Source organism: Pseudonocardia sp. CA-142604, assembly GCF_050948475.1.
GTDB lineage: Bacteria > Actinomycetota > Actinomycetes > Mycobacteriales > Pseudonocardiaceae > Pseudonocardia > Pseudonocardia alaniniphila.
This window is the reverse complement of record NZ_CP192045.1, coordinates 2,860,213-2,882,926: the sequence shown is the minus strand read 5'-3', so window position 1 is coordinate 2,882,926 and position 22,714 is coordinate 2,860,213. Positions and strand designations below refer to the sequence as shown.

General features: G+C 73.3%; 22 protein-coding genes and 1 riboswitch. Of the genes, 6 read left to right on the top strand and 16 right to left on the bottom strand.

Going from position 1 to position 22,714, the window contains the following annotated elements:
- Nucleotides 1-94: 94 nt before the first annotated feature.
- Nucleotides 95-1,048 carry a GlxA family transcriptional regulator gene (locus tag ACQPZQ_RS13260; RefSeq protein WP_433295456.1) on the top strand — a complete coding sequence of 318 codons (954 nt, stop codon included), beginning with the start codon at nucleotides 95-97 and terminating at the stop codon, nucleotides 1,046-1,048.
- Nucleotides 1,049-1,271: 223 nt separating this feature from the next.
- Nucleotides 1,272-3,044 (top strand): BTAD domain-containing putative transcriptional regulator, encoded by a 1,773-nt coding sequence (locus ACQPZQ_RS13255; RefSeq protein WP_433295454.1) that lies wholly within the window; start codon nucleotides 1,272-1,274, stop codon nucleotides 3,042-3,044.
- A 12-nt stretch (nucleotides 3,045-3,056) separates the two neighbouring features.
- Here the strand turns inward: ACQPZQ_RS13255 and ACQPZQ_RS13250 are convergent, their stop codons facing one another.
- From ACQPZQ_RS13250 to ACQPZQ_RS13200, 11 genes are all read right to left on the bottom strand, one after another.
- Entirely contained in the window at nucleotides 3,057-3,881 is an 825-nt protein-coding gene (locus ACQPZQ_RS13250; RefSeq protein ID WP_433295452.1) for an N-acyl homoserine lactonase family protein, read from the bottom strand.
- 20 nt (nucleotides 3,882-3,901) lie between these two features.
- Complete coding sequence (locus ACQPZQ_RS13245) at nucleotides 3,902-5,482, bottom strand: ABC transporter substrate-binding protein (protein ID WP_433295450.1); 1,581 nt, start codon at nucleotides 5,480-5,482, stop codon at nucleotides 3,902-3,904.
- A complete protein-coding gene (locus ACQPZQ_RS13240) occupies nucleotides 5,479-6,111 on the bottom strand; it encodes a cysteine hydrolase family protein (RefSeq protein ID WP_433295448.1) in 633 nt (210 codons plus the stop codon). Before ACQPZQ_RS13240 ends, ACQPZQ_RS13245 begins: the two co-directional genes overlap by 4 nt.
- On the bottom strand, nucleotides 6,096-7,253 hold the full coding sequence (speB, locus tag ACQPZQ_RS13235; RefSeq protein ID WP_433295446.1) for an agmatinase: 1,158 nt from the start codon (nucleotides 7,251-7,253) through the stop codon (nucleotides 6,096-6,098). The genes ACQPZQ_RS13240 and speB overlap by 16 nt, the downstream gene beginning before the upstream one ends.
- 3 nt (nucleotides 7,254-7,256) lie before the next feature.
- A complete protein-coding gene (locus ACQPZQ_RS13230; RefSeq protein ID WP_433295444.1) occupies nucleotides 7,257-8,252 on the bottom strand; it encodes an ABC transporter permease in 996 nt (331 codons plus the stop codon).
- An 11-nt stretch (nucleotides 8,253-8,263) separates the two neighbouring features.
- Nucleotides 8,264-9,136 (bottom strand): ABC transporter permease, encoded by an 873-nt coding sequence (locus ACQPZQ_RS13225; RefSeq protein ID WP_433295442.1) that lies wholly within the window; start codon nucleotides 9,134-9,136, stop codon nucleotides 8,264-8,266.
- A gap of 3 nt (nucleotides 9,137-9,139) precedes the next feature.
- Nucleotides 9,140-11,167 (bottom strand): dipeptide ABC transporter ATP-binding protein, encoded by a 2,028-nt coding sequence (locus ACQPZQ_RS13220; protein WP_433295440.1) that lies wholly within the window; start codon nucleotides 11,165-11,167, stop codon nucleotides 9,140-9,142.
- Nucleotides 11,168-11,438: 271 nt separating this feature from the next.
- On the bottom strand, nucleotides 11,439-11,618 hold the full coding sequence (locus ACQPZQ_RS13215; RefSeq protein WP_433295438.1) for a hypothetical protein: 180 nt from the start codon (nucleotides 11,616-11,618) through the stop codon (nucleotides 11,439-11,441).
- A gap of 43 nt (nucleotides 11,619-11,661) precedes the next feature.
- Complete coding sequence (locus tag ACQPZQ_RS13210; RefSeq protein WP_433295436.1) at nucleotides 11,662-12,702, bottom strand: isopenicillin N synthase family dioxygenase; 1,041 nt, start codon at nucleotides 12,700-12,702, stop codon at nucleotides 11,662-11,664.
- Nucleotides 12,699-13,523 carry a hypothetical protein gene (locus ACQPZQ_RS13205; RefSeq protein WP_433295434.1) on the bottom strand — a complete coding sequence of 275 codons (825 nt, stop codon included), beginning with the start codon at nucleotides 13,521-13,523 and terminating at the stop codon, nucleotides 12,699-12,701. The genes ACQPZQ_RS13210 and ACQPZQ_RS13205 overlap by 4 nt, the downstream gene beginning before the upstream one ends.
- A 45-nt stretch (nucleotides 13,524-13,568) precedes the next feature.
- A riboswitch (guanidine-I (ykkC/yxkD leader) is annotated at nucleotides 13,569-13,674 on the bottom strand.
- A 233-nt stretch (nucleotides 13,675-13,907) separates the two neighbouring features.
- Nucleotides 13,908-14,783: an EamA family transporter gene (locus tag ACQPZQ_RS13200; RefSeq protein ID WP_433295432.1), complete on the bottom strand. Its 876-nt coding sequence runs from the start codon at nucleotides 14,781-14,783 to the stop codon at nucleotides 13,908-13,910.
- A gap of 288 nt (nucleotides 14,784-15,071) precedes the next feature.
- Here ACQPZQ_RS13200 and ACQPZQ_RS13195 point away from each other — a divergent pair, with 288 nt between their 5' ends.
- Nucleotides 15,072-15,257, top strand: coding sequence for a DUF7455 domain-containing protein (locus ACQPZQ_RS13195; protein WP_169396434.1), 186 nt, complete (start codon nucleotides 15,072-15,074; stop codon nucleotides 15,255-15,257).
- Nucleotides 15,258-15,369: 112 nt separating this feature from the next.
- Here ACQPZQ_RS13195 and ACQPZQ_RS13190 read toward each other — a convergent pair whose 3' ends face one another.
- On the bottom strand, nucleotides 15,370-17,082 hold the full coding sequence (locus tag ACQPZQ_RS13190; RefSeq protein ID WP_433295430.1) for a DEAD/DEAH box helicase: 1,713 nt from the start codon (nucleotides 17,080-17,082) through the stop codon (nucleotides 15,370-15,372).
- A gap of 258 nt (nucleotides 17,083-17,340) precedes the next feature.
- Between ACQPZQ_RS13190 and ACQPZQ_RS13185 the strand changes: the two genes are divergently transcribed.
- Complete coding sequence (locus tag ACQPZQ_RS13185; protein WP_433295428.1) at nucleotides 17,341-19,029, top strand: PHA/PHB synthase family protein; 1,689 nt, start codon at nucleotides 17,341-17,343, stop codon at nucleotides 19,027-19,029.
- 15 nt (nucleotides 19,030-19,044) lie between these two features.
- On the opposite strand, the gene ACQPZQ_RS13180 is transcribed toward ACQPZQ_RS13185, so the two are convergent.
- Nucleotides 19,045-19,710 carry a class I SAM-dependent methyltransferase gene (locus ACQPZQ_RS13180; protein WP_433295426.1) on the bottom strand — a complete coding sequence of 222 codons (666 nt, stop codon included), beginning with the start codon at nucleotides 19,708-19,710 and terminating at the stop codon, nucleotides 19,045-19,047.
- Nucleotides 19,711-19,720: 10 nt separating this feature from the next.
- Nucleotides 19,721-19,969, bottom strand: a complete 249-nt coding sequence (locus ACQPZQ_RS13175; protein WP_241039334.1) for a DUF3039 domain-containing protein — start codon at nucleotides 19,967-19,969, stop codon at nucleotides 19,721-19,723.
- A 10-nt stretch (nucleotides 19,970-19,979) separates the two neighbouring features.
- On the opposite strand from ACQPZQ_RS13175, the gene ACQPZQ_RS13170 reads away from it, so the two are divergent.
- Nucleotides 19,980-20,939: a pseudouridine-5'-phosphate glycosidase gene (locus ACQPZQ_RS13170; RefSeq protein WP_433299170.1), complete on the top strand. Its 960-nt coding sequence runs from the start codon at nucleotides 19,980-19,982 to the stop codon at nucleotides 20,937-20,939.
- A gap of 68 nt (nucleotides 20,940-21,007) precedes the next feature.
- Nucleotides 21,008-21,817 carry a carbohydrate kinase family protein gene (locus ACQPZQ_RS13165; protein WP_433299168.1) on the top strand — a complete coding sequence of 270 codons (810 nt, stop codon included), beginning with the start codon at nucleotides 21,008-21,010 and terminating at the stop codon, nucleotides 21,815-21,817.
- Here ACQPZQ_RS13165 and ACQPZQ_RS13160 read toward each other — a convergent pair.
- Both ACQPZQ_RS13160 and ACQPZQ_RS13155 read right to left on the bottom strand, forming a co-directional pair.
- On the bottom strand, nucleotides 21,804-22,118 hold the full coding sequence (locus ACQPZQ_RS13160; protein WP_241039332.1) for a DUF3099 domain-containing protein: 315 nt from the start codon (nucleotides 22,116-22,118) through the stop codon (nucleotides 21,804-21,806). The genes ACQPZQ_RS13165 and ACQPZQ_RS13160 overlap by 14 nt on opposite strands.
- A 160-nt stretch (nucleotides 22,119-22,278) precedes the next feature.
- Nucleotides 22,279-22,707 carry an ArsR/SmtB family transcription factor gene (locus ACQPZQ_RS13155; RefSeq protein WP_433295424.1) on the bottom strand — a complete coding sequence of 143 codons (429 nt, stop codon included), beginning with the start codon at nucleotides 22,705-22,707 and terminating at the stop codon, nucleotides 22,279-22,281.
- Nucleotides 22,708-22,714: the final 7 nt, after the last annotated feature.

The following is a 22,714-nucleotide window of genomic DNA, read 5'->3' as shown; positions in this document are numbered from 1 at the left end:
AAGGCCGCAACGGTCGTCGCCGCGACGGCCAGGAATGCCTCAGATCTGGCCGCGGCCTGCCGGGAGGTCACCGATCCCCGCATAGGCTTTCGCCGTGCCCATCACCCCGGCCGACCGGCGGCGAACTGTCGCCGTCCTGGTCTTCGACGGTGTGCGGCTGCTCGACGTCACCGGCCCGCTCGAGGTGTTCGACGTGGCCCGGTCGATGGGAGCGCCCTACGACGTCACCGTGTGCTCGCCGGACGGCGCGGACGTCACCACGTCCGGCGGGCTGCGGCTCGGAGTCACCTGCCCGGCGCGCGCGGCCCGTCCCGTCGACACGCTCGTGGTGCCCGGCGGGGAGGTCCTGGTGGAGGCCGGGCCGCCTGCCGGGTTGCTGGATGCGATCCGGCAACTCGCCACGGGCGCCCGGCGCGTGACCTCGATCTGCGCGGGCTCGTTCGCCCTCGGCAGCGTCGGGATGCTGAACGGGCTGCGGGCCACCACACACTGGCGCCACACGGCGACCCTCGCGCGCCGCTTCCCCACCGTCACCGTGGACGAGGAGTCGATCTACGTCCGCGACGGCCGGGTCCTCACCTCCGCGGGCGTGTCCGCCGGGATCGACCTCGCGCTCGCGCTCGTGGAGGAGGACGAGGGTGACGCCCTCGCCCACCGGATCGCGCAGGACCTCGTCCTGTTCATGCGCAGGCACGGAGCACAACCGCAGCTGTCGGTGCCTGCCCGTACCGCCCGGCCGCGGCGCAGCCTGCTCCGTGACCTGTGCGATCGCATCGCCGCCGATCCCGCCGCCGACCACAGCCTCTCCGCCCTCGCCCGGCACGCCGGACTGAGCGTTCGGCACCTGAGCCGCCGGTTCAAGGAGGAGGTCGGCTGCACACCCGCGGAGTACGTCGCCTCCGTACGGGTGGAGGCGGCCTCGGCGCTCATCCTCTCCGGCGAGAGCGTCGCCGGCGCAGCACGGCGCAGCGGCCTGGGCAGCGAGGAGACACTGCGGCGGGCCCTGCGCCGCAAGCAGAGCGCACCGCGGCTCGGCTCGACGGTCTGAGCTCCGCGCACGACCCGATCCGCGGCCCGGACCGTCGTGACACTCGGCACAGCAGACCGCGCTCCGGGCCGCCGACCTGGGGCATCGCCGTCACCGCGCCCGCCTCGGGCGGGCCTGGTGAACAGAGGTCCCCGCCCCGCCCGTAGTGCCGATGAGGGGCCGCGTGGCGCGCACCACTGATGGGGGGCGGGTGCGTCGCGCGAGAACGGGGAGGGACACGACAGTGGACCCAGCACTGAGATTCGCCCTGCTCGGCCAGGTGCGGGCGTGGCGGGGCGACCTGGAGGTCGATCTCGGGTCCCGCCAGCAGCGGGCCATGCTCGCGGTACTGCTACTGCGCGAGGGCCGGCCGCTGCCGGTCGACGAGGCCGCGCGCGAGCTGTGGGGCGACGACGTCCCCCGGGGAGCGGCGAGCACGATCCGCACGTACGTCTACCGGCTGCGGCGGATCCTCGGCGGCGGTCCCGGCCTCATCACCTCCTCCGGAGGCGGCTACGTGCTGGCGGTGGACCCGCTCGCGGTGGACGTCGGCCTCTTCCGCCATCACCTCCACAAGGCGCGCGAAGCCCTCCGCAGCGGCGACACGTCGAGCGCCGCGGCCGGGCTCCGGGCCGGCCTGGCGCTGTGGCAGGGCACACCGCTCAGCGGCGCGGTCGGACCCGGCTCCACCGCCCATCGCGTGCAGCTGGAACAGATGCGCGCAGCGGCGGTGGTGGACGAGCTGGCGGTGTCGATCGAGCTCGGCTGCCACGTCGAGGCGGTGTCCGAGCTGACCGCGCTCGTCTCGCGGCACCCACTGCGCGAGCGGCTGTGGGAGCTGCTGATCCTTGCGTTGCACCGGTCCGGGCAGCGGGCCGAGGCGCTGGCGGCCTACCGGGACATCCGGCGGCTTCTGCGCGACGAACTCGGTCTCGAGCCGGGCGCGGGCCTGCGCGAGCTGCACGCCCGCATCCTCGCGTGCGACGGGCCGCCCACGGCCCCGATCACGGAGCCGGTCGTCACGCCGACGCCCGCGCAGCTGCCCGCGGACACGGCGGACTTCGTCGGGCGCTCCCCCGAGATCGCGTGGATCACCGACCGCCTGCTGTGCCCGGACGGGCCGGCGCTGGTCGGGATCACCGGATTCACCGGCATGGGCAAGACCGCACTGGCCACGCACGTCGCGCGGTCCGTGCGCCACCACTTCCGCGACGGGCAGCTCTTCGCGACGCTGAGCACGCCGGGCGGCCCACCCGCCGACCCGGGTGAGATTCTCGCCGGGTTCCTCGCGGCGTTCGGGATCGGCCGGGATCGGCTGCCGGCCGCGGTGGGCGAGCGCAGCGCGCTGTGGCGCACCCTGCTCACCGAACGCAGGATCCTGGTGGTCCTCGACGACGCCGACAGCAGCGAACAGGTGCTGCCGCTGCTGCCCGGCGCGCCGTCCTCCGCGGTGATCGTGACGAGCTGGCGGCGCCTGATGGATCTTCCCGGTCTGCGTTCGGTGGCAGTGGGCCCACTCGCCGACGAGGACGCGCTGACGCTCATGGGACGGCTCGCGGGTCATGAGCGCCTGCGGGCGGAGCCCGGCGCCGCGGAGGGGATCGTCGCCGAGTGCTCGGCGCAGCCGCTCGCCGTGCGGATCTCGGCCGCCCGGCTGCTCGCGAGGCCGCGCGTGACGGTGCACGAGGTGCACCGGCAGATCCGCGAGGACTTCGCGTCGCCGGTGGTGTTCGACGAGGACCGCAGGGCCGCGAACACCCGGTTCGAGTGGGCGATGAGCAGGCTCGCCCCCGAGCTGGCCGGGGCCTGCCGGCGGATCGCGCTGTGCGACCACGACCTGCTGGACGTCCCCGCGGTGGCGCCGCTGCTCGGCGTCGAGGGCACGGAGGCCCGCCGGATCCTTGAAGCGCTGGTCGGCGTGCACCTCCTGGAAGCGGTCGGCGGAGGCCGGTACCGGTTCCTCACGCTCGTGCGGGCCGAGGTGCGGCGGCACGCCGCGCCGGTGGCGACGGTGTGAGCGCCCACCGGGCTACCGGGCCGGTGTGCGGCCGAACCGTTCGGTCAGCTGCGCGGTCAGGGCGGGCCAGGCAACCGGGTCATGGCCGGGGATCAGCGGGTAGCCGCGTTCGGCCGCGATGGCCTTCAGCCGCCGCACCTGCTCGATGCACTCCTCCGGCGTCGCGTCGACGCGGCCACCGATGGAGACCTCCATCTCGATGTTCTCCGTGAGGTCGGCGGCGTCGAACGCGAAGACGAAGCCGCCACCGCCGACGCTCTCGTCCAGATCGACCACGAAGCTCTGATGGCCCGGGGTGTGCCCGGCGGTCAGGACCGCCGTGACTCCGGGGGCGATCTCCACGTCCCCGTCGGCGAGCCGCCAGTCGTGGGCCGGGTCGTCGAAGTCGATCCGGTAGACAGCGTGCCGCTCGGCCTCCGCGGTGAGGCCGAGCTCCAGCTCGCGCCGCTGGCAGTGCACCGGCACGCCGGTGAAGTGCCGCAGGCCGCCCGCGTGGTCCAGGTGCAGGTGGCTGAGCCCCACCGCACGCACCTCGGAGATCTCGATGCCGGCGTGGGCGAGCGCCTCCTCCAGCGGCTCCCCCGGCCCCGGGAGGATCGCCCGGTACGCCGGGCGGCCGTGGAAGCGGCGGCGCAGCGCGGCATCGTGCAGGAGCGCGGTGTTGAAGCCGGTGTCGAGCAGCAGCCAGCCGCCGTCGGTGCGCAGCAGGATGCCCGGCACGGGCTCGCGCATCCGTTCCTCCGGCGGTGCTCCCTCGATCGACACCGCACGGGGCAGGTCCTCCCAGCCCAGGGTGAGCAGGACGATCTCGCGAACCCCTGGTCCACGTCGTGACATGGCTGTCCCCTTCCCGGCGGTCAGGCTGACAGGTCCGCGATCCGCAGGCTCATCGGAGCCGCGATGTCGTGCGCCTGCTCCACGCCCTTGAGCCACTTCTGCGTGACCATGAAGTCCTTCCGGTACGCCACGTTGGTCCAGCAGCCGGTGGCGCTCGCCATCTCACCGATCTTGGCGAAGGCGGCGTCGTCGCCGGACTGCAGCGCCTGGGGCAGCTCTGCTGTGATCGCCGGGTCCGAGCAGCCGAGGTAGTTCAGCCCTCCGTCCGGCGCGTACAGGATGTGGGCGGCTGTGTAGGGGTGCGCGGCATCCGGCCAGAAGCTGGTGAAGAACACGTTGGGCGCGCCCTGCTGGTTGCCGACCCACCCGAAGACCTGCGACGTCGGGTAGCCCTGCACCACCGGGGTGAGACCCAGGCCCTGCAGCTTGGCCCCGACGAGGTTGGCGAGCTGCTGGTCGTCGGGCTGGCCCGTGTCGTAGCCGAGCACGATCCTCTTGTCGTCCGGCGACGCCGACGACGCGATCTGCGCCAAGGCGGCAGTGCTGGGCTGGATGTTCTGGTGGTCGGTACCCGCCGGCATCAGCCCTTCGGGGTAGTTGCCGGTGGCCGGGTCGCTGCGCCCGGCGAACACCTGGTTGCGCAGCTGCTCGACGTCCAGCGCCTGCTGGAACGCCGTGCGCGCTGCCGGGTTCTTGAACAGCCCGACGTTCGGGTTGAGGTACACCTGCTCGGTGGTGAATGAGGGCAGCGAGTAGCTCGAGACCGCGGGGTTGCCGAGGTAGTCCTTCACGGCGGGCGCGTTGAGATCGTGCAGGATCGCGTGCAGCTGGCCGTTGTTGAGCAGCAGCTGCTGCGTCGACAGGTCGGTGATCACGGGCAGCTCGACCGTCGAGAAGAAGGGCTTGGGCCCCCACCAGCCGGGATAGGCCTTCATCTCGTAGCCCTGGCCGACATCGGCCCGCGTGAGCGTGTACGGCCCCGTGCCGGCGTCGTGAGTGCGCAGGTAGGCCTCGGCGTTGTCCGACCCCGCGTGCTCCCGCAGGATCGTCGGGCTCATCATCTTGGGGCCGTAGGGCGAGGCGAGGTAGTCGAGGAACGCCGAGTTCGGCGTCTTCAGCGTGATGACGACCTCGGTCGGGCTGGGCGTCTCCACCGACGCCACGTCCTCGACCATGTAGGCGGGCCCCTGGTTGACCGCGAGCCGGCGGTCGAACGACGGCTTGACCGCGGCCGAGGTGAACGCGGTGCCGTCGTGGAACGTCACGCCGGAGCGCAGGGTCAGGGTGAACGTCCTGTGGTCCGGCGACTCCTGCCACGCCGTCGCGAGCGCGGGAGCGATCTGTGGCGTGTCGACCCCCGTCTTGTACTGCAGCAGTCCCTCGTAGACGTTCTGCGTGATGACGAGCCCCTGGCCGCTGTAGTAGATGTCGGGGTCCGGCGGCTGGCCCGGGTCCTGCAGGAACGACAGGCGCAGCACTCCGTCCGTCGGCGGTTGGCTGGTCACTGCGGGCTGCCCACCGCCGCCGCACGCGGCCAGGACCACCATCAGCACGGCCGGCACGGCGAGCGCGCGCAGCAGCCGGCGCACCACCGGCCTCACGCGCCCACCCCTGCCGGGATCACGGCACGCTCGAAGGCAGCGACGATCTCGTCCGTGCTGCGCCGGGCACCGGACTGCAGGTACTCCATCGCGTCCAGCGCCGCCTCGTGACGCGCGACCGACGAGCCGCCCACGCAGTCCTCGACCACCCGCACGTAGAAGTCGCGCTGGTGGGCGTCCGCGAAGGTGTAGTGCACGCAGACGTCGGTGAGGCCGCCGATCAGCACGAGCGTCTGCACCCCGAGGCCGCGCAGCACGATCTCGAACTCCGTGCCGATGAAACCGGAGTAGCGGCGCTTGACGATGTGGAACTCGCGGTCGTCCGCGGCGGGGTCGGGCACCAGCGTGGGCCAGAGGTCGGTGCCGGGAGCGCCCGCCACGCAGTGGCGGCCCTCGGCCCCGTCGAGCTCGCGGCCGAAGTCGACACCGCTCGGGCGGTGCACCTCCTGGAAGAAGACGATCGGCACGCCCGCATCGCGGGCCGCGGCGACGAGCCGCTCGGCACGCCGCACCCGGTCGTCGATCCCGTCCATGTGGGCGATGCCGACCTCCTCCGCCGGCATCGCGCCCGCCTGCTGGATGTCCACGACGATCAGCGCGGGCTTTCCGACGATCATGGGTTGCTGCATGGGGCGTCCTCGGAGCTCGGGGGGCTGGTGCGGTAGGTGCGAGCGATGCCGGTGCCCGCCGACCGGGGGTCGACGTAGTCGGGCGAGGTGAGGCCGATCCGGCGCATGGCCATCCCGGTCATGGCCTCGCGGACGGCGCGGTGGGCGAGCAGCGCGGTGATGCCCGCGGTGCCGTCGTAGGGCGGGCTGACCTCGACGACGTCCATGCCGACGATGCCGACCTCGGCGGCCAGCCTGCGCACCGCACGGAGCACGTCGATGCTGGTCAGACCGCCCGGCTCCGGGGTGCCGGTGCCGGGGGCGTACGCGGGGTCGCAGACGTCGACGTCGAGGGAGATGTAGAGGTGGTCGGCGGAGTCGAGGGCCTCGTCGAGTGCGCGCTCGAGCACGGCGTCGAAGCCGTCGCGGCGGATCTCGGCCATGAAGTGGACGCGGAGCTCGTGCTCCTCCATCCAGTCGAGGATCGGCTGGTCTGGCCAGTAGCCGCGCAGGCCCACCTGCACGAAGTTGCGCCCCGGCACGGCACCGCTCTCGATCAGCTTGCGCATCGGCGTGCCGTGGCTCGCGAGGGAGCCCGGCGAGTCGGGCGCGGTGTCGGCGTGCGCGTCGAAGTGGATGATGCCGACCTTGCCGTGGCCGTACCCGTCGGCCACGGCGGTGGCCGTCGGCCAGGTGATCGCGTGGTCGCCGCCGAGGATCAGCGGCGTGACCCCGGCCCCGACGATCCCCGCGATGAACTCGCGGACGAGGTCGAAGGTGCCCAGGGTGTTGCCGACGAGCACCTCGGCGTCGCCGTAGTCGCAGGCGCGCAGGTGCTCCAGCGGGTCGACGCGGACGTCCAGGTGCGGGAGCGAGAACCCGTACCCGCCGATGTAGTCGGCGGAGCGGATGGCCATCGGCCCGAGGTGGGTGCCCGACCGCCCGGTGACGGTGCCGTCCCAGGGCACGCCGCAGACCGCGACGTCCATCTCGCCGGCCCGCAGGTCCTGCGGGGTGAGGCACACCGGCAGCTTCATGAACGTCTGGATCCCGGAGAGGCCGCGCTCGCCCTCGGGCCGGTTGACGTGCATCGGGCCAGGCGGCCGGGCGGCCAGCGTGAAGTGCGGGAACGGGTCGCGGGGAGCGGGTGGGGGCGTGCTCACGTACTAGGCCTCGATCCTGGGGTCGGCGGCGGCCTGCAGCAGGTCCACCACGGTGTTGATCACGACGTACGCGGCGCCCAGCAGCAACATCACGCCGGCGATCGCCGGGTAGTCGCCCACCGGGATGCTCTGTGCCGTGTACTGGCCGAGTCCGGGCCAGGCGAAGATCTGCTCCACCACGAGCACACCCGCGAACATCAGCCCGACCTGCAGGCCTGTCATCGACAGCGCGGGACCCACCGAGTTGCGCAGCACGTGGCGCTGCATCACCCGCACGTCGGTGAGCCCCTTGGCCCTCGCGGTGCGTGTGTAGTCGGTCCGTTGCGTGGTGACCAGGCTGGAGCGCAGCACCCGGCCGATCGAGACGGCCGGCCCGATCGCGATCGCGAGGCCCGGCAGGAGCAGGTGCCGCAGTGCGTCGGCGAACACGTCCGGCCGGGCGTGCAGGATCGCGTCGACGGTGAGGAGGCCGGTGGGCCCGGTCGGCGCGTCGAGGACGTCGGTGCGACCGGTTGCGGGCAACCACCCGAGCTGCTTGTAGAACAGGATGATCCCGCCGATGGCCAGCAGGAACGCGGGCATCGCCGCCCCGGCCAGCAGCACCAGCCGCAACACCCCTGCCCCTGGCCAGTTCAGGGTGGTGGCCACGGCCAGCCCGACGGCGAGCAGGAGGGCCAGCGCCAGCCCGAACAGGGTGAGCTCGAGTGTCGCCGGGAAGAACGTCGCGAGGTCGGTGCCTACCGGCCTGCGGGTGCGGTAGGACGTGCCGAGGTCGCCCTGCAGCAGGTGCCCGACGTAGTGCACGTACTGCACGGAGATCGGGTCGTCGAGGCCGAGCTGCCTGCGGGTCTCGGCGACGAGCTCCTGCGAGGCCCCCGGCCCGAGCATGGTCTTGACGGGGTCGGCCGGGGAGATGTGTTGCAGCAGGAACAGCACGGCGGTCAGGGCCAGCAGGATCACGACGACGGCGGCGAGGCGCTTGGCGAGCAGGAGGAGCACGTCGGTCCCTCTCAGCGCCGGGTCATGAGGTTGCGGACGCCGTCGCCCGCCACGTTGGCCACGAGCGACAGCAGCGCGACGGCGAGCCCCGGCACGACCGGGATCCACCAGTCCTGCAGCAGGTAGCTGAGGTTGCGGGCGGCGTCGGCCCCGAGCTCGGGGGTGGGTGCCGGCTGGCCGAGGCCGAGGAACGAGAGCCCGGCGAGGGTGAGCACGAGCGCGCCGATGTCGAGGCTCGCGGTGACCACCACGGCAGGGACGGCGCCGGGCAGCAGGTGCCTCGTCGCCACCCGCACCGGTCCGGTGCCGGCGAGCCGCGCGGCCTCGACGTGCGGTCTGGCCGCGAGGGTGCGCACCTCGCCGCGCACGATCCGCGCGTAGAAGGGCCACCAGACGATCGAGACGGCCACCAGCGTGTGGAGCAGGCTCGGGCCGAGCGCCGCGACCACGGCGATCGCCAGCACGGGGGCGGGCAGGGCGAGGAACCCGTCGGTGATGCGCATCAGGACGTTGTCGACCCAGCCGCCGCGCGCCCCCGCGACCAGCCCGACAAGCCCACCGAACGCCGCGCCGACCGCGACCACCGCCAGGGCGGCGAGCCAGCTCGAGCGCAGCCCGTAGAGGACGCGGCTGAGGATGTCGCGGCCCACGCTGTCGGTGCCGAGCAGGAAGCCGCTCGTGCCCGGCGGCGCGCTAGGCATCCCGGCGGGGTCGAGCGGTCCGTGCGGGGCGAGCACCGGGGCGGCCAGCGCCACCACCGTCACGAGCCCCAGCAGACCTGCGGACAGCACGTCGAGCCGCGCGTGCGGGGACCGGGCGGCGCGGCCCCAGCGGCTGCGGTCGCGAGCGGCGGGGGTGGAGGTGAAGGCCTCGGCGACGGCCACGCTCTACAGCTCCTTCGGTCGGATGCAGGCCACCCGGCGCTCGTCGCCGTCGGCGAGCTGCTCGGCCCCGTGCCTCAGCCGCTCGAGCGGGACGTCGAGCCCGGGGTCGGCGCAGTCGGCGGTGGCGAGCGGGCAGCGGGGGTGGAAGGCGCAGCCGGTGGGGGGCGACAGCGGGCTGGCTGGCTCTCCCTCGAGCCGGACCGGGGCGACGCCGAAGCCGGGGACCGCAGCGAGCAGCGCCTTGGTGTAGGGATGCCGCGGTGCACGGGTGAGCTCGTCGGCGTCACCGAGCTCGACGAGCCTTCCCAGGTACATCACGGCGATGCGGTCGGCGACGACCCGCGCCACCGACAGGTCGTGCGTGACGAACACGACGGCCATGGCGAGCTCGCGGCGCAGCGACCGCACGAGGTTCAGCACGGTGGCCGCGAGGCTCACATCGAGCGCGCTGGTGGGCTCGTCGCACAGGAGGACATCGGGCGGGACGACGACGGCGCGGGCGAGCGCCACGCGCTGGCGCTGACCTCCGGAGAGCTCACCGGCCCTGGCGTCGTACGTGGCGGCGGGCAGGCCCACGCGGTCCAGCGCGGCTGCGGAACGCCTGCGGCGCTCGGCCTTCTGCAGGCGGGCGCCTCCCGGGAGCCGCTCGGTGCGCAGCCGCTCGTCGAGCAGCGCCCCGACGGTGAGCCACGGCGTGAGCGAGGCCCCGGCGTCCTGGAAGACCATCTGCGGCCGGGAGTTCCCGCCGAGCACCAGGTCGCCGCGCTCGTGGCTCTCCAGACCGGCGAGCACTCGCAGCAAGGTCGACTTGCCCGAACCGCTCTCCCCGACGATCGCCACGCACTCCCCCGGCTGTACGTCGAGGGTGACGCGGCGGAGCGCGGCGAGGCGCGCCCGGCGACCCCGCCCGGCGCGCACCCGGAAGGTCTTCTCCACGGCGCTGACCCGGGCAGCCGGGTTACCCGGAACGGGGCCCTCCGGCACGACCGCTCCGGGGAACGGATTCGCCGAGGGCCGCGGAGCGGCGAGGGCGAGAACCCGCGAGCGCTCTGCGTGGCAGGCCCGCAGGTGCTCGTGCCGGCTCGCGGATGGAGCCGGTTCGGGCACGGTGTCGCGGCACCTGTCCATCACGAGGGGGCAACGCGGGACGTAGGCGCAGCCCGGAAGCGGAGCCGAGGGGTCCGGTGGCCCGCCCTGCAGGGTGTCGACCGGGCGGCCACGCTCAGTGGTGAGGGAGAGCCGCGAGCGCAGAAGACCCGCCGTGTAGGGGTGGGTCGGCGCGCGCAGCACGGTCTCGGTCAGGCCGATCTCGGCGAGACGTCCCGCGTACATCACCGCGACTCGGTCGGCGATCTGCGCGGCGACGCCGAAGTCGTGGGTGATGAACAGGACGCTGCAGCCGACGTCGTCACGCAGCCGGCGCAGTAGCGCGAGCACCTGCGCCTGCACGGTGACGTCGAGGGCGGTGGTGGGTTCGTCGGCGATCAGGAGTGCGGGGTCGCCCGCCACCGCCATGGCGATCATGACGCGCTGTCGCAGGCCGCCGGACAGCTCGTGGGGGAAGCTGTCGAGGCGACGCTCCGGCTCGGGGATGCCGACCGCGCGCAGCAGGCGCAGCGCCTCGGCACCCGAGCCCGCCGCCTCGGCGACCTGCCGGCCGACCCGCATGGTCGGGTTGAGCGAGGTCATCGGGTCCTGGAAGACGGCACCCAGCTCGTTCTTGCGGACCTGGCGGCACACCTGCGGGCTCGCGGTGAGCATGTCGATGCCCGCCACCCGCGCGGTGCCGCGCGTGCGCGGCTGCGACGACTCGGGGAGCAGGCCGAGCAGTGCGAGCCCGAGCACGCTCTTGCCCGAACCGGACTCACCGACCAGGCCGAGCACCTCTCCGGCGCGGATCTCGAGGTCGACGCCGCGGACCGCCTCGATCTCGCGGCCGCCGCGGGTGAAACCGATGTGCAGGTCCGCGACCTCGGCGACCAGGCCCTGTGCCACCCGTGGCCCCGGGGCCTGCACCGGCGCGGCAGTCATCGACGATCCGGGACAGTTCTGGGTGACATGGCTCTCCTCGTGGCGTGGCGCCGGCCTCGGGGTAGCCGGCAGCGACTGTGTCTCGGGTGTCTGTCCCGCTGTGGAGCGATCCCGCCGGAGGAGCCGACGGTGTCGCCTGCGCCTCTCGGACCAGGCCTCCCGGTGCGGACCGGGAGCGGAACCCTTGGCGCGCCCCCACCTCTCCGGGTCATGAGCAGTCCATCTCCGGTGGGTGAATCGGGGCATACCCGCGTGTTCCGTTCCTGTGAACTCACCGGACGCGTACCCAAGCATCGGGGCGAAAGCGGTAGCGGCAGGCGAGGTCGCCGAGGAGCGCCGGCAGACCCGCTGCATCCGGACCCCGGCCGTGCCGCGTTGGCAGGTCCAGTAGGTGACGGCCGCGCTCGCGCGCTGCGACCTCCCCGTGGTACGAGTCCTGCTCGGTGTCCATGTCTGTCTCCTCGGTCCATCCGGCGCGGGAGCGGGTGGGGCGGTCAGGAGGGGGCGGCGCCGTGGCGCGCCTCCTGGCCGAACGAGGAGGGCGCAAGCGATCCCTCCGGCAGGACCAGTTCGCCCGAGGCAATGCGGTTCTTGAGGTAGGTGAAGCTCTGAGCGGTCTGGGCGAACAGGTGCTCACCCGCGACCAGGGGAGCTCTGACCGGCTCGCCGGGCCGGACGAACTGCGGCAGCGGCGCGACGACGGTGTGGTGGTCGACGTTGAAGAACAGGGGGAAGGACCAGCGTTCCTCGGTGACCTTGCGGACGCGGTGGGTGGTGGCGACGAAGGCACCGTTCGTCCACGTCTCCAGCATGTCGCCGATGTTGACCACGAGCGCGTCCGGGCGCGGGGGCACGTCCACCCACGTGCCGGCGCCGTTGAGGACCTCGAGCCCCGGTGCCGTCGGCTTGAGGATCGTGAAGCACTCGTAGTCGGTGTGGGCACCGATGCCCACGCTGTCGACCGCGTGCGGGTCGTGCGGGTAGTGGATCAACCGCAGTTGCGACGGCGGCTTCGTCACGTACCCGTCGAACACGTCCGCGGACTCGCCCAGCGCGACGGCGAAGCCGCGCAGCAGCGCCCGGCCGAGCGCCATGACCGCCTCGTACCAGGCGGTGCAGGCCGCGGCGAAACCCGGGACGTCGGGCCACTGGTTCGGCCCGAGCATGCGGCCGGCCAGGTGGTCGGGGTCGTCGGCGGGCAGGTCGAGGCCGAGGTCGAAGGCCTCCTTGAGATCGACGCTGCCGCCGCTGAAGACCTCCTCGCCTACCGGGACGTAGCCGCGGTGGTTGCGCGACCGGCCGATGTAGGTGCGCATCTTCACCTCGTACGGGAGGTCGAAGAACGCCCTGGTCACCCGCAGCAGGTCGGCGAACAGCGCGGGGTCGATGCCCGTGCCGGTGACCTGGAGGAAGCCGACCTCCCGGGCCGCCCGGCCGAGCTCCTGCGCCACCCGCTGCCGCTCGCGCGGGTCGTCGCGGAGCAGGGCGGAGACGTCGACGACGGGTACCTCGCTGAAGTCGGTGGGAGTCGTCATCTCCTGCTCTCCCCCGAAGGTCGCGACAGCGGGAGGCCGGCCGGGGCTCCCTCTCGGGCGAGGACGTGCCAGACGTGGCGGACCGGCTCGCCTGCCGCGTCGACGTCCTCGGTGGCGAGGCCGCCGTCGTGCACGGACACGCGGAACGGGGCGCCTGCGCGCCACGGCAGGCTGGAGCGGGTCAGGACGGCGCCGTCGCGGCCGAGGCGACCGATCGCCACCTCGGTGTCGAGCAGGTCGCGGGCCCCCTCCGTGGTCGCGGCCGCGGCCACGAGATCCGCCAGGCGGCGGCCGGGCGGCAGCGGGCGTGCCCGGCCCCGGGCCCACCCGATGTCCTCCCCGACCCGCACCAGCACGGCGCACGCTCCGGTCGTGGCCTCGCTCAGCAGCACCGCGACCGGCGCGCCACCCGGACCACCGACCCGCTGCCAGTGCTCGACGTAGCTGCCGTCACGACCGGTCTCGACCATCGTGTCGACGGCGCCGCCGTGCTCGGCGGCGAGCCTCCCCTCGTCCGGAGAGGCGGTGGGCGGCTGAATGTCGACCAGCCGCTCCCAGCGCGCCCAGCCCCCGTCGGCGACGAGCCGGCCGGCAAATCCCTCGATCCGCGCCACGGCGATCGCCCGGCCCCGGTCGAGGTCGCCCAGGCGACGGGCTCCCCGCAGCTCCGGGCCCGCCGCCGGGATCCGCAGGTCCACGTACAGCTCTCCGGCCTGCAGCCAGGACACCCGGGTGGTCGTGTCGCGTCTGCCGTCCGGGGTGGCCAGGAGCGACCGGCGCCAGTGCCCGGTGAGGCGGGGGTCGGGCGGGACGAGATGCACGGCTCGCTCCGATGTCGGCCGGGGCACGGCAAACCCCGGGATCAGGCCTCCCGGGCTTTTGTCCCGCCGTGGACGGGCTCCGCCGCACGGAGCCCGCTGCGCCTCTCGGACCAGACCCGCGCGACGCGGCGGAACCCTAGGCACGCCCCGCCGTCAGGCGGGTCGACACGATCCCACCCCTCGCGCGTGTCACCGAAAGCCCCGGCCGATGACTTTCGTGTTACACGCTTCACCCCCACCACCGGTTCACCCGCTGCCGGGTTGCCGCTCACCGCTCCACGGGCGTGTCGCCGATGATTCATCCATTCGGCGGCTGATCACGCGGATCAGGACAAAACGGTCACACTGGGTTACCGTTCGGCGATTCACTCTTCGTAACCGAAATCAGCCGCCGCCGACCGCTGCCGGTTCGTCACCTTCCCGTGACCGGAGCGCGACCGCCAGGATCACCGCAGCGATACCGAGCGCTTCCTGGAAGCCCGGAATCTGGCCCAATCCGACCAAGCCCACGACCGTGGCGGTGGCAGGCAGTAACGCCAGCAGCACCGCGAAGCGGGCTCGCCCCAACCTGCGCAGCACCACCTGATCGAGCACGTAGGGCACCACGCTGGCCAGCACTCCCACCCCGAGACCGAGCCCCAGGACCACGGGGTCGAGCAGTGCTCCGGGGCCCTCCGGACCGCCGAGCAGCAGGAGTGGAGAGAACGCCACAGCGGCCACGGTGAACCCCACCGCGAGGTCGTCGAGGCCGTTGCCGGACCTCGCCACCCGCTTGCTCAGCAGGATGTAGGTGGCCCACAGCGCCGCGGCCCCGAGCGCCCACAGCACCCCCGCAGGGCCTCCTGACCAGCGCACATCCGCGATGAGCAACACACCGGCCGCCGCCAGCACCACCGCGCCGAGATCACGGGCGCCGCGCGACGCCACCGCGGCGACGGCCACGGGTCCGCAGAACTCGATCGCCACCGCGGTGCCGAGCGGAAGCCGGGCGATCGCCTCGTAGAATGTGACGTTCATCAACGCCGTGGCCAGGCCGAGCGCCACGGCCTGGCGAAACCGCGGCCCACGCCACGCGCCGAGGCCCGGGCGGCGCCAGGCGAGAAGCACGGCCGCGGCTCCGATCATCCGTAACATCGCGACAGCGGACGGCGACAAACGGGTGAACAGCCCCACCGCGAGGGCTGCCCCGACGTACATCGAGAGGCCCCCGACAACGAACAGTGCTGGCGCCGGCACCCGGTTGCGCACACTGGACGTCATGTGCAGAGAGTAACCGCCACGCCAAGAGTGTTAACACGGGCCATCTTGCGGTGTCACGCCGGGCACCGCATCATTCACTCCAAGTCAACTGAATCTGCGGTAGTCACCGAGGCGCCACCGCTAGGGCCACTCGACCGACCACGCTCGGTCACGTGACTTTCATTGCGGGGCAATCGGGGAACACGTGCAGGGTGGAGTACGTCTGAGAGTGTGGACGCACCGCGCGAGCGGTCGTCACAGCAAGCCGGCGCCGGAGATGATCCGGCGTCGAGACGGAGGGAGACCGCTATGCAGCCAGGAACCCTGACCCGGCCCGAGTTGACCGCCGCTGACCGCTGTGACCGATGCGGAGCGGCCGCAAAGGTTCGGGCCGTGTTGCCGTCGGGCGGCGAGTTGCTGTTCTGCGGTCACCACGCAAGGGCGCACGCCGACAAGCTCCGCGAGATGGAGATCGACGTGCAGTCAGGCAGTTGACAGGGGCCGGCTGAGCCGGCCCTCTCAACAGCGACCTACAGCGGGGCGGGAACCTCAGGTTCCCGCCCCGTTGTCGTGTCCCGGGCCGCCCGCCGGCTGCCCGCGCCCCGGCTCACCGCCAGGATCGCAGCGTGGCGATGCGCTCCTCGAGCTGCTCGATGCTGGCCATCGCCGTGGGCGGTCCGCCGCACAGCTTGCGGAGCTCGTTGTGGATCATGCCGTGCGGCTTGTTCGTGCGGTGGTGCTGCAGCGCGACGAGCGTGTTGAGCTCCTTGCGCAGGGCGCCCAGCTGCTCCCGTACCGACAGCTGAGGCCGCTCGGCAGGCGGGGCGGGCGGGGGTGGCGGCGCGGCCGCCTGAGCGCGCTGGGAGCGGCTCATCCATTCCTTCTGGCGCTGGCTGAGCAGCGTGCGCACCTGCTCGGGCTCGAGCAGGCCGGGCAGGCCGAGGTAGTCCTCCTCGTCGGCCGAGAACGATCGGCCTTCGTAGATCAGCTGGTCGAGCTCGGCCTCCGCCCCCAGCGCGGTGAACGCCTTCTCGTCCTCGCCGGGCTCGTCCTCCTGACGCTGCGCCTGGGCGAGCAGCTCGTCGTCCCACTGCTCGTCGGCGCGATGCGGCTTGCCGAGCACGTGGTCGCGCTGGGCCTCGAGCTCGCTCGCCAGGCCGAGCAGCACCGGGACGCTCGGCACGAACACCGAGGCGGTCTCCCCCTGCCGCCGGGACCGGACGAAGCGACCGACGGCCTGGGCGAAGAACAGCGGGGTGGACGCGCTGGTCGCGTAGACGCCCACCGCGAGCCGCGGGACGTCGACGCCCTCGCTGACCATGCGCACGGCCACCATCCAGCGGTCGTCCGACTCCGAGAACCGGGCGATCCGGGCCGAGGCTCCCGGCTCGTCGGAGAGCACCACCACGGGCGGCGTGCCCGTCACGTCGGTGAGGATGGCGGCGTAGGCACGGGCGGTGGTCTGGTCGGTGGCGATCACGAGCCCGCCGGCATCGGGCATCCCACCGGCCCGGTGGCCGGTCAGCCGCTTGTCGGCTGCGGACAGCACGGCCGGGATCCACTCGCCGCCGGGATCGAGCGCGGTGCGCCATGCCCGCGCGGTCTGCTCAGCGGTCATCGGTTCGCCGAGCCGCGCGGTGATCTCCTCCCCCGCGCTGGTGCGCCAGCTCGAGACGCCCGAGTAGGCCATGAAGACCACGGGCCGGACCACACCGTCGGCGAGCGCCTCCGCGTACCCGTAGGCGTGGTCGGCCCGGCTGCGGAGGGCACCCTCGGCGTCGGGCAGGTAGTCGACGAACGGGATCGGGTTGTCGTCGCTGCGGAACGGGGTGCCCGTGAGCGTGAGCCGGCGGGTGGCCGGGTCGAACGCCTCCTTCACGGCGTCACCCCAGGACCGGGCGTCCCCGGCGTGGTGCACCTCGTCGAGGATGACGAGCATGCGGCGGTTCTCCGTGCGGGCCCGGTGCAGCAGCGGGTGGGCCGCCACACCCGCGTAGGTGACAGCGATTCCGGTGTAGTCCGAGGACGTGGCACCGGTCGAGTTGCGGAAGTCGGGGTCGATCGCGATGCCGACCTGTGCCGCTGCGCCCGACCACTGGTGCTTGAGGTGCTCGGTCGGCGTGACGACCGTCACCGCGTTGATCACCCGATCGGCGAGCAGCTCCGCGGCCACCCGCAGCGCGAAGGCCGTCTTGCCCGCGCCGGGCGTGGCGACCGCGAGGAAATCACGAGGTGCCGAGGCGAGGTATCGGGCGAGTGCGCTGCGCTGCCAGGCCCGGAGCGGGCGCGAAGAAGGAGCGATCTGCTGGGCCTGGGACACACAACTCCCTCAACGTCGCGCACGCTGTGCTCGGGATCGGCCCCGCACGGGCCCCCGCGTCGGCGCGGGCCCCAGGGCGGGGATCACGGCGGGTCCGGCCGCCGACGGTCTTGGTCAGCGTAACGGGGCGGAGCCGCGCGACGCGCCGTGCCCCGCGCCGTGTCGGCGCCCGCGCGCTCGACGGTCGCCCGGGTGGTCCATCCTGTGTTCGCGAGCCACTGCCGGGATCAGGGCACTGCAGAATCACGAGGGGTGCAGATGACCAACGAGCATCGCGGCGTCGGCCGGGCGCACCTCGACGCCGCCGAGGCCGCGCTCGGACTCGAGATGCTGTTCGCCGACGTCGCGTCCGGCCCGCTACGCCCGGATCTGCCTCTCGCTCCCGCGGTGCGGATGGCGGCGGCGCTCGCCGGACGTCCGCTGACGGTGGCCCGCCGGGGCGCCGGACTCGCCGCGGAGCTCGCCCGCATCGGGCTGGGCCGCTCCACTCTGGCCCCGTCCCCGCATGACGAGCGCTACGCCGACCCCGCGTGGTCGGACAACCCGCTGCTGCGCCGCGTCGTGCAGACCCACATCGCGGCCGGTGCCATCGCCTCCGACCTCATCACGGACGCCCGGCTCGACGGACCTGACGACGAACGGATCCGTTCCACGGTCACCGCACTCGTCGACGCCCTCGCACCCAGCAACACCCCGCTCAACCCGGCCGTGTGGCGGCGCGCTCTCGGCGGTGAGAACGCGGTGCGCGGGGTGGCCCGCCTCGCGGGCGATCTCGCTGCACGGCCCCGCGTGCCGGCCTCGCAGGGGGCCTGCTGCGGGTTCGATGTGGGCACGGACGTCGCCGCCACTCCCGGTGCCGTCGTTCTCCGCACGCCCGTGGCCGAGCTGATCCAGTACCTGCCGCAGACCGAGGAGGTCCGCGACCTGCCCCTGCTGGTCGTGCCGCCGCTGGCCACCCGGTACTACCTGGCCGACCTGGCGCCCAGGCGCAGCATCGTCGAGCACCTCGTCCGCGGTGGCCAGCAGGTGTTCCTGCTGTCGTGGCGCAACCCCGGCCCCGAGCACGCCGTCTGGGACCTCGACACCTACGGCCGGACCGTCCTCGACGCGATCGACGCGTGTGAGCACATCACCCGCACCTCCGGGACGTCGCTGATGGCCTTCTCCTGGTCGGGCGGCGCCGTCACCGCGATGCTGCTGGCGCACCTCGCGGCCATGGGCGCCCAGCAACGAGTGGCCTCGGTGACATTCGCGGCATCCGTGCTCGACCACGAGGGCCACGGCACCCACGACACCGACGCTGCGCGGGGCGCCGTGGCGGCGTCGGCCCGGCGGGGCTGTCTCGACGGCAGCGGCCTCGTGGCGGCACTGGCCCGGCGGCAGCCGGACGACCTCCGGCCCAACCGGGCGCCCCACCACGGAACCGGCCGGTCCGCTGCACCGGCGCCGGAGGTGCTGTCGTGGCTCGCCGACACGGTCCGCCTTCCGGCCGCCGTGCACCGCGCCCTGGTGGACGTGGCACAGGACAACGCGCTGGTGACGCCCGGGGCGGCTGCCATGCTCGGCACAGCGGTCGATCTGTCGAAGATCGACCGGGACACCTACGTCGTAGCCGGATCCGGCTCGGACACGTGGCAGTCCTGCTACCGCACCACGGGGCTGCTCGGGGGCACCAGCCGGTTCGTGCTGTCCACCAGCGGCTCCAGGGCCTCGGTGGTGTGCCCGCCCGACGACCCCGACGCCGAGTTCCAGGTCGCCGAGACCACTCCGCCCGACGCGAGCCGCTGGCTGGCCACGGCACGGCCCGTGGCCGGCTCGTGGTGGGCGGATCACCTCGCGTGGCTCGGCGAGCGCAGCGGCCCCCTGCGCGACGCGCCTCCGGAGCTCGGAGGGCGCGGGATGCACGCGGTGGCACCCGCACCCGGGGAGTACGTGCTGCAGCGGTGAGGCGGCACGAGCGGCTCAGGCCGCCGTGCACCCCCGGCCGTCGCTGTCGTCGTCACCGATCCTCGCCACCGCGAGCCGGTAGGACGAGTGCCTGGTGCCGCTCAGCGTGGTGAGCTCCATCAGCTCCACACCGGCGTCGGCGAATGCCTTGCGGAAGTCGTCCTCATACGTCACTCGTCCGAAGTGGATCGTCGTGATGTGGCGGACGAGGGGCTTCGCCCGCTCCAGCAGACGGGAGCGGCGGTGGTGGAAGGTCTGTGTGGCGAACAGCCTGCCGTCCGGGGTGAGCTGCGACGCCACGTGCGCGATGGCCGCGACCGGGTCGGGCAGCAGCATGAGACTGGCGCTGAAGTACGCGGCGTCGTACGGGCCACCGCGGTGGTCGTACACCGACGACAGCAGCGGGGAGACCTGCTCGGACAGCTGCGCGTTCGCCATCTCGGTGCGGCACCGCGAGAGGTAGTCGGGGTCGATGTCGAGCCCGACGATGTCGAGCCGCTTCGCCCGCACGAGATCCGCGCACCGGGCCAGCGCCGCGCCGGTACCGATGCCCACGTCGAGCAGGCGCGCACCGTCGGGCAGCCTCGACAGAACCGCGCGGTACCAGTCAGTGGTCATTCCCGCCACGAGGCGGTCGTACAGCCATCCGCGCAGAACGCTGCGCACCGGCACCGTGCTCACCGCCGACCGATCAGGCGTCGCCGCCGGGCCGCAAGGTGTCGTAGATCTTCTTGCAGTCCGGGCACACGGGAGACCCCGGCTTGGGCGATCTCGTGACCGGGAACGTCTCGCCGCAGAGCGCCACCACCATGTTCCCCAGGACCGCGCTCTCCGCGATCTTGTTCTTCTTCACGTAGTGGAACATCTTGGGCTCGTCGTTGCCCGTCGTGTCGGTGCCCTCTGGGCGGGTCTCGACGTCGGGCAGCACCTGGGTGGCCATGTCGTCCATGATGCCGCACGTGCCGGTTCCCGTCTCCCCACCCGCCCCACCGCCCGCACCCGTCGCGTTGGCGGCGGAGGTCGCCGACGCCGTCGCCGATGGGCGTCCCGTCGTCGCGCTGGAGAGCACGCTGCTCGCGCACGGGCTGCCGAGCCCGCAGAACCGGGCCGCCGCCGACGATCTCGAGGCAGCGGTCCGCCGCCACGGCGCCGTGCCTGCCACGGTCGCCGTGCTCGACGGGGTGCCTCGCGTGGGGCTCTCCCCTGCCGAGCTGGACCGGGTGTGCGGCGGTGGGCTCGTCAAGCTGTCGGTCCGCGACCTCGGCGTGGCCGTCGGCCTACGCCGGGACGGTGCCACCACGGTGGCGGCCACGGCGGCGCTCGCGTACGCGGTCGGCGTGCCGCTCTTCGCCACCGGAGGCCTGGGCGGGGTGCACCGCGGCGCCCGGGACAGCTGGGACGTCTCCGCGGACCTCGCCGCCCTGGCCTCCACGGGCGTGCTCGTCGTCTGCTCAGGGGTGAAGTCGATCCTGGACGTGCCCGCCACCCTCGAGGTGCTGGAGACGGCGTCGGTGCCCGTGCTGGGCTACCGCACCGACGCGTTCCCCGGGTTCTACCGGCGCGACTCCGGCCATCCCGTGCCCTGGCGCGTGGACACCCCCGCCGATGCCGCCGCCGTGTGGCGCGCCCACCGCGCGCTGGGGTCACCCGCCGGGATGGTGCTGGCCCAGCCCGTACCTACCGGCGACGAGCTCGACGCCGGGCTGCACGACCGCCTGCTGGACGAGGGCATGGCGCTCGTCGCGCGGCGCGGGATCAGCGGCAAGGACGTCACGCCTGCGCTTCTGGAGCACTTCCACGCCGGCAGCGGCGGAGCGAGCCTGCATACGAACCTCGCGCTCGTGCGGGCCAACGCGGAGCTGGCCGCGCAGGTCGCCGTCGCGCTCGCCTCCGCTGGGCGGCACCCGTGAGCCCCGGGCGCCGCCCGCGGATCGTCGTGGTCGGCGACATCGGCGTCGATGTGCTCGTGGCACCGCAGATGCCCGCCGTCACCGGGGCGGACGTGCCTGCGCGGATCCGGACCGAGAGCGGTGGCGCCGGAGCGAACACCGCGGCCTGGCTCGCCCACCTCGGTGCCGAGGTCACGCTGGTCGCACGGGTGGGTGCCGACGCCGCAGGCCGCGCGGCCGTGGCGGAGCTGGCCGCGGCCGGCGTGCTGCCCGCGGTGACCGTGGACCCGGACGAGCCGACGTGCACCGTCGTGGTGCTGGTGGAGAACGGCGATCGCACCATGCTGTCGGACCGGGGCGCGGCCGCCCGCCTGCAGCCGGCCGACCTCCCCGCGCTGGACGAGAACGACCACCTGCACCTGTCCGGCTACGTACTGCTCGACCCGACGTCCCGCCCGGCCGGGCTCGCGGCACTGGCCGCCGCCCGCGCGGCGGGGATGACCACGTCCGTCGACCCGCAGGCGGCACCCGCGCTCACCGTGGCGTTCCGGGAGTGGGTGCGCGGAGTCGACCTGCTGCTGCCCAACGCCGACGAGCTCGGCGCACTCGGCGGCTCCGCGGCGGACCTGATCACGACGGGCACGGCGCGGGCTGTCGCCGTGACGGACGGGGCCCGCGGGGCCCGCTGGATCGACGACGACGGCCGCTGGCACGCGCCCGCCCAGCAGGTCGACGCGGTCGATCCGACGGGCGCAGGCGACGCGTTCGACGCCGGGCTGCTCGTCGCGTGGCTGGGAAGCGCGGACCCCGCCGAGTCCCTACGGGCGGGCTGCGTGGCCGGGGCGGCCGCAGTGCGCCACAACGGGGCCCGTCCCCCGACGGCGGTCAGCCCTCGATGACCGGGTGGTCACGCGCCTCGACCTGGCGCCGCTCGGCCTTATATCTATTGACGGACTCCGTCTTCCTGGGCAGGCGGTCGTTGGCGATCAGGACGGCGATCCACGGCAGCGGGATGGACAGCACGAGCAGCGTGACCGCGAGCCACGGAATCTGGTAGAAGACGGCCGCCAGCACCATGCACGGGATGCGCATCCCCATCATGATCTTGTAGCGGCGCTTGCGGGTGGCCAGCTCCTCCTCGTAGGAGAGAGCTGCGTCGGTGATCAGGACCGGCTCCACCGCGCGGTGCGGATCTGCCACGGGAACTCCCTCATTGGCCGAGACGGCGCCGGCACCCGGCGGTGCTGACACTGAGCGGTGGCCCGGCCGCTGGCCCTTCGTCCGCCTCCACGGTCCATCGTGCCACTCACGCGATCGGCGCGCCTGTCGACCCGCGCCGCCTCCTGACGGCTGCGCCCGGTCAGTCGCTGACGGCGGGCACGGCGTCCAGATGCGCGCCCGATCCGCGGTGCGCGTGCAGTTCGACGTCGCCGACCACACCTTCCGACACGACGTCGAGCAGCCGTGTGGTCAGCTCGCCGACCACGCGGTACCGGACCAACCTGCCCTGACGCTGCGCGGTGACCATCCCGTGCGCCCGCAGCAGCCGCAGCGCGTGGGACACGGAGCTGTCGCTCATGCCGACCGCGAAGGCCAGGTCGGACACGCAGAGGTCGCCGGCGTGGTGCAAGGCGAGCAGGATGCTCAGCCGGTGCACGTCGCCGAGCGCGTCGAGGACGGCCGCGGAGTGCTGCAGCTGCTCACCGTCGGCGAGCACGGCCGCGGCGTCGCACACCTGGTCGGGGTCGACCACGCGGACGTCGCGGAGTGCAGGAGGCACCTGGTGCACGATTCGA